Source organism: Buttiauxella sp. BIGb0552 (genome assembly GCF_004366275.1).
In the GTDB taxonomy this organism is placed as follows: domain Bacteria; phylum Pseudomonadota; class Gammaproteobacteria; order Enterobacterales; family Enterobacteriaceae; genus Buttiauxella; species Buttiauxella gaviniae.
The window spans coordinates 654,135-660,943 of record NZ_SODY01000004.1 but is presented as its reverse complement, the minus strand read 5'-3'; the positions used below and the strand labels follow the sequence as shown (position 1 = coordinate 660,943).

Sequence of the window (6,809 nt, the reverse complement as noted above, 5' to 3'; positions counted from 1 at the left end):
AGGGCACCGGTGGAGTTGGCGTGGAAGTATTTGATGCCACGGCCGTAGATAGTGGTGATGTCATCACCCAGGTTGGTGATGTTATCGCCCAGGTTGCTGATATCGGTGGTGTTGATATCCACCTGGCTGTTGGTGGCAAACAACTGCGAGCCATTGACCGCGTCGGTGCTGCTGTCGCTCAGCCGTCCGGCCGCCACGTGAGTGAGGGTCCGTTCGGCACCCACATCGCCCACGCTGACGGTGCTGGTCGGCGCCGTCCCGGCAAAGAGGTAGTCGTTGCCACCGATAGTGGCCCCGGCCGTGCCGACCGCCGCCGCGGTCTGTGAACCGGCGCCCAGTGCCACACTGTTATCGGCACTGGCAATGGCGCCCATGCCGATCGCCACCGCATCCTGCCCGGTGGCCGACGAGTCGGTGCCGGTGGAGTTGGCGTGGAAGTATTTGGTACCGGTGTTGGTCAGCGCCGTCAGTTGCGAGACGTTGACCGCATCGCTTGCTGCCACGCCGTTCGCCACGTTGGTGAGGGTCGTGCCGCCGGTCTGGGTGGTGGCGTTATAACTGTCGCCGCCCAGGGTGACGCTGCTGTAGTCAGGGCTGCCGTCCGGCAGTGTGTCATACAGCACGCTGCCGGTCTGCAGGCCGTCGATGGCCTGGTTGGTGGCGAACAGCTGCGAGCCGTTGATGGCGTCGGTACTGCTGTCGCTCAGCCGCCCGGCCGCCACGTGGGTGAGGGTCCGTTCGGCACCCACATCACCCACGCTGACGGTTCCCACCGGGGCCTGACCGGCGAAGAGGTATTCGGTACCGTTCAGGGTCACGCTGCGCGTGCCCACCGCGGCCTGGGTTTTAGCGCCGTCGCCCAGCGCCACGCTGCGCGCCACATCGGCAACCGCACCCATGCCGATCGCCACCGCATCCTGCCCGGTCGCCGATGCCAGGGCACCGGTGGAGTTGGCGTGGAAGTATTTGATGCCACGGCCGTAGATAGTGGTGATGTCATCACCCAATTCGGTGATGTTGTTATTGGTTTCCGTCAGCTGCGAGACGTTGACCGCATCGCTTGCCGCCACGCCGTTCGCCACGTTGGTGATCGTCGTGCCGCCGGTCTGGGTGGTGGCGTTGTAGCTGTCGCCGCCCAGGGTGACGCTGCTGTAGTCAGGGCTGCCGTCCGGGTTTGTGTCATACAGCACGCTGCCGGTCTGCAGGCCGTCGATGGCCTGGTTGGTGGCGAACAGCTGCGAGCCGTTGATGGCATCGGTGCTGCTGTCGCTCAGCCGTCCGGCCGCCACGTGGGTCAGGGTCCGTTCGGCACCCACATCGCCCACGCTGACGGTTCCCACCGGGGCCTGACCGGCGAAGAGGTATTCGGTACCGTTCAGGGTCACGCTGCGCGTGCCCACCGCGGCCTGGGTTTTAGCGCCGTCGCCCAGCGCCACGCTGCGCGCCACATCGGCAACCGCACCCATGCCGATCGCCACCGCATCCTGCCCGGTGGCCGACGAGTCGGTGCCGGTAGAGTTGGCGTGGAAGTATTTGGTGCCTGTGTTGGTCAGCTCGGTCAGCTGCGAGACGTTGACCGCATCGCTTGCCGCCACGCCGTTCGCCACGTTGGTCAGCGCCACTGGTGCCGTTGCTCCGGTACCGCCCAGCGTCACCCGGTTGTGCGCCGTGCTGTCATATACCACCGCATCGGCCACCGAGCCTGCAGTCACCTGCCGGAGTTGAGCCAGGTTCACCGCATCTGCATCATCCGCACCGGCAGACAGCCCGGTGATCCGGCGATCGCCGACGTTCACTTCGGCTCGTGCGGTCCCACCTACCAGGTACGCCTGGTGAGACAGCGTGCTGCCATCCGCCAGCGAACCGGCGCCCAGCGCCACGCTGTTATCGGCACTGGCAATGGCCCCCATACCAATCGCTACCGCATCCGCACCTGAAGCAAACGAATCCGTGCCGGTGGAGTTGGCATGGAAATATTTAGTACCTGTGGTGTCGATGGAATTCAGCTGCGAGAAGTTCACCGCATCGTTTGGCGTAGAACCAGCCGCCACGTTGGTCAGCGCCACCGGTGCCGTTGCTCCGGTACCGCCCAGCGTCACCCGGTTGTGTGCGCTGCTGTCATACAGCACCGTGTCGGCTGTGGTAGTTTTCAACTGTGCCACGTTTACCGCATCGCTGTCCGCGGTACCTGCCGCCACACCATTAATCTGGCGGAATTTATTACCCGCGGCATTCCCCACAGAAACGGCACCCAGGGTACTGGTAGTAGCGTTAATCGCTGCAATTTGAGCAGCACTGGCACCGGTTGGTATATAACCACTGATACCTGCCTCCGTGCTCGCAAAAGAATAGCTGCCTAACGCCACGCCGCCATCCGCATTAGCATAAGTGTTATGACCAAATGCTATGCTCTCGACGCCTCCCGCTTTAGACGCCACCCCCAGCGATATGCTTTTATCCCCTGTAGCATGGGAGTACGCACCCATCGCGACACCTTCACCCCCAGCGGCCCTTGCTAGCCTGCCAATCGCTACAGAATCCGCCCCGGTCGCCTGCGAATCGTCACCAGTTGAGTTAGCATGGAAATATTTAGTGCCGGTGGTGTAAATGGTGTTTAACTGTGAGAAATTCACCGCATCGCTTGGTGCAGTGCCGTTCGCCACGTTGGTGATTTTAGCGCCGCCAGTTTGTGTGTCGCTGTTATAGGTATCGCCGCCCAGCGTCACGCGGTTATGCGCCGTGCTGTCATACATCACCGCATCGCCCACGGCTCCCGCACTCACCTCTCTGAGCTGAGCCACGTTCACCGCATCTGTATCATCCGCACCGGCAGATAACCCGGTGATCCGGCGGTCGCCGACGTTCACTTCGGCTTGCGCGGTACCACCTACCAGATACGCCTGGTGAGATAGCGTGTTGCCATTCGCCAGTGAGCCGGCACCCAGCGCAACGCTTTTACTTGCACTGGCTACCGCGCCCATACCGATGGCCACCGCGTCTGCACCAGAAGCAACCGAATCCGTGCCGGTAGAGTTGGCATGGAAGTATTTGGTGCCAGTGGTGAATATCGTGTTCAGCTGTGAACCGTTGATTGCCTCGGTACTGGTGGCGGAGATATCGCCGGCTGCCACGTTGGTGATTTTCTTGCTGCCGGCATTAATACCGGTCGTGGTCACACTTGGGCCGCCCGTCACGATCAGGCCAGTGCTGTTGAGCAGCGTGTTGTTGCCAATTTTGGCGGTGGTGAATTCCGGGTTATCCGCCATTTGCAGTTGCATAACGCCTGCACCATCGACGGTGGTTTTTAAATTGTTGCCGGAATAGGTGCCAGCGGTGGTGCCCGTCCCCTGAACCGTCAGCGTTTCACCCAGCTTTTTAGCAACAGTGCCCGTATTACCGGTGAAGGTCAGCGGGGTTTCGGCCAGCGCGCGCAGTTGCGCCACGTTTACCGCATCGCTGTCCATGGTGCCTGCAGCCACGCCGTTAATCTGGCGGAATAAATTACTTGATGCATCCCCCACAGAAACAGCACCCAGCGTGCTGGTGGTGGCGGTAATAGCGGCAGCTTGTGCAGCGCTGGCACCGGCTGACTGGTAACCAGCAATGCCAGCATCCGTAGTTGCTTGGGAACGATAACCCAATGCCACGCCGCCAATCGCGCTAGTTGTTGAGTTAGCGCCTAACGCCATACCAAAATCAACACTGGCATTTGAGTAGATACCCAGAGCCATACTTCTTCTGGCACTGGCCTTTGTGTCGGCACCCAGAGCGATAGCGCCTGCCGACGTCGCCTGGGATTGATATCCCATCGCGATACCGGCATTCTTGGCTGTACTAAAAGATCCAATAGCAATAGAGCCGGTGGTATTTGCGCCGGTCACACCACTATATGCAGCATTACCTATAGCAATATCGTAATTGGAATACGCGTTTCCCCCAATCCCAAAAGAATTTTCCCCCGCTGCAAACGATGAGCCCAAAGCCACTGAATATTTACCAGCGGCATCTGCCCCATTTCCTATCCCCGTTGAATGTTCGCCCCGCGCGTTTGCTCCAGTGCCTATTGCTACAGCGTACTCACCAAGGGAAGAACTCCTAAAACCTATAGCTATAGAATTCTGGGCTAAGGCAATAGAACTGATACCAATCGCTGTACTTCGTTCAGACGATGTAGATCCGAAACCTATTGCCGTACTCCCTTTTGTCGCTTTGGCGCTCTCCCCAATCGCAATGTCTCCAGAACCGGATGAGCCATCGTCTTCGCGTGTCCCAGCCTGACTGTTATGGCCAATAGCAATAGCGGATAAATCTATTGCACCGTACAATGTACTAACACCACCTCTGGCAGATGAACCGGCACCTATAGCAATATCATTATTTAACATGGCCTTAGCACCATACCCAGCGGCAAGAGCGCCTTCCGTCAGTGCCTGGCTATCGCCACCCAGGGCCATAGCACCTTCACCCACCGCGACTGCGGCATGCCCCACCGCAACGGCTTTTTTGCCGAGAGCTTGCGACTGAGCGCCGAGTCCTGTTGCTCCCATTCCCGTGCCGATTGCGTAGCTGCCTACTACGGTTGCGACGTTTGATTTATCCGTTATTGTCGCATTGCTGCCTATGGCGGTCGAATAGGTTGACGTGGTGCCAATTACCGAGCTGTTCGCACCAAGCGCGGTGGACAAATCGGCATATGCCCCGCTGCCGGCACCCAGGGCCGTGGCATTTATGCCCGTTGCGGCTACGTTATGCCCCACCGCAACGGCATTTTCATTGATGGCTTGCGACAGAGCACCAAGTACTGTCGCCCCCTCTCCCGTGGCAGTTGATTGGCTACCTAATGCTGTCGCACTGCGGGAGTTGCCACTCACACCGGTACTGTACCCTATGGCGATTGAATACGTTGAATCCGCACTGTACACACGGGCCTGCCCGCCGATAGCTGTAGATCCAGCCGCTTCAGCTAAACTCTCTGCTCCAATCGCGGTTGACATAGCGGCCGATGCCCTGGCAAGCCACCCCATCGCCGTGATAGCGCCATCATTGGCGCTTGATGAAGCGATTGCGTTATCACCAATCGCAGTATTTGTGTTAATTCCACCATCTGTTGCTGCCGAGCCATTCGCGATAGAGCCCGGGTCCACCATCCAGGCGCGCGCGGGCTCAACGGCAAGCAGCGCCACCATTCCTGCTCCGGCCACCCCGGCCAATTTAACAGACAGACGGCGCGGCATGGTTTTCCCCTTGCCTTTGGCCGTGGCAAATTCCCCTGCAACCACCCAGGCGCGTTGTACGGCATTCCATACCAGACGATAAATTTTATTCATGATGTTCCCATCTCCTTCCGGCATTTTCTTTTCGGCCGGAATCTGTTCCGTAATTAACTGGCAGAGGCAATTACAACGCTGCCATTTCCCTGGTGATTAGTGGTTTTTCTAGCGAAACACTGCAAAGTTGATTTTCTTGTTGGTGATACAGCTTTTGTGCCGCGGGCCTGTCATGCTGCACATGCAGCAACCAGCCGAGGGTGAAAAACGTGGCTTCGGTTACGACATTCTGGCGATCGAGGGGGCTGTTAAAGCGCATGGCATTGATGGCGTTAAACACGGCTTGCGTGCTGCCGGTGCCGCCATACAAATCGACAATGGCTTGCTGGTAAGGGGTAGCCAGCCGGATGTTAGCGGCGGCCTGGCGAAGCTGTTGTTGCATAACAGCAGGCCCGCCGATTTCCATGCGGGCGGTTAGCCATAGCTGCCACAGCTGGGCATAGCTGGCTTCGCGTGGGTCTGGGCTTGCAGCCAGTTCGGCGAAAGCCACTCTGGCAGAGGCGAAACGTTGCAGCGCGACCATGTTAATGGCCGAGGGGATGGCAATGTAGTGCGCCAATTCCGTTATTTGCAGCGCATCGTAGCCCGGGCGGGCAAGCGCCGGGTTGCCGGCCAGGTCGTTTGATAACGCCTGATTGAAGGTATCGAGGTGCTGCTGCGCGAGGGCTGAAGGGTTATTTGTGGTTGTTTCTGGTGTGTTGGCTAAGGCAGCTCCAGATAATAATAACAACAACACCAAGAGCAACGGCGCAACCAATAACAATTGCACAACCAAAAACCCACGAATTCTCTGCAAGTGCTCTTTGAAAAAAGAAATAGCGCATGTTGATGATTCTCGTAATTGACTCATCCCACTAACTAATAAACTCATAATTTCCTCATATGCCTGGCATGCGCGGATAGGTGTCATCGCACAGGTTTGTTACGTAGTGATAATTTCCGGGAGCCGTATATCGGCAACAATTTCGTTACATCAAAAATAAAATTGGTTACATAAATTCATCAAATACCTTGTGCGACGTATATTTACATCGCCTGAGTAGATTATTAAGAAGCCTGTCAATTACCCGAACCAGTAAAATGAAATCGTTATTAGGCGTTGCCTTTTGATTATTTAGTTAATTCACCAGCAAAGCGTCATTCTGTGATAGATGTGTTTCGCACTTGTTAAGCTAATTCTTATTATTTTTAGATTACCGTGCTTGATTACACCGTGTATCCGGTGATTTCCTTTTACTGCTCGGGTAAGAGAATAACGGAGTTAGATATCTCAATGCTTAAGGTAAAATTAAAGAAAGATTAAGGTTAGCTTAAAATATTGCGCGTCCTGTTCGACATTATCCAATGCCGTTACGCGAGCGGAACACATGGCATAGCGAACCGTGGGCGCGAATATCCCATAATTATTCCTGCTCCTCGTGAGCCAGTGCGGCATGCGGGTGCGTCAGTACTGCGGCTCAACCGCGCGTTGGCGTGCTTACC

Annotated in this window: 2 protein-coding genes; both read right to left on the bottom strand. The window is 57.1% G+C overall.

The features are described 5' to 3' along the window. A partial coding sequence (locus EDF88_RS15165; protein WP_208326148.1) for an ESPR-type extended signal peptide-containing protein occupies positions 1-5,327 on the bottom strand: 5,327 nt, incomplete at its 3' end. 70 nt (positions 5,328-5,397) lie between these two features. Next, positions 5,398-6,096, bottom strand: a complete 699-nt coding sequence (locus tag EDF88_RS15160) for a hypothetical protein (RefSeq protein WP_134185577.1) — start codon at positions 6,094-6,096, stop codon at positions 5,398-5,400. Between the last annotated feature and the right edge of the window lie 713 nt (positions 6,097-6,809).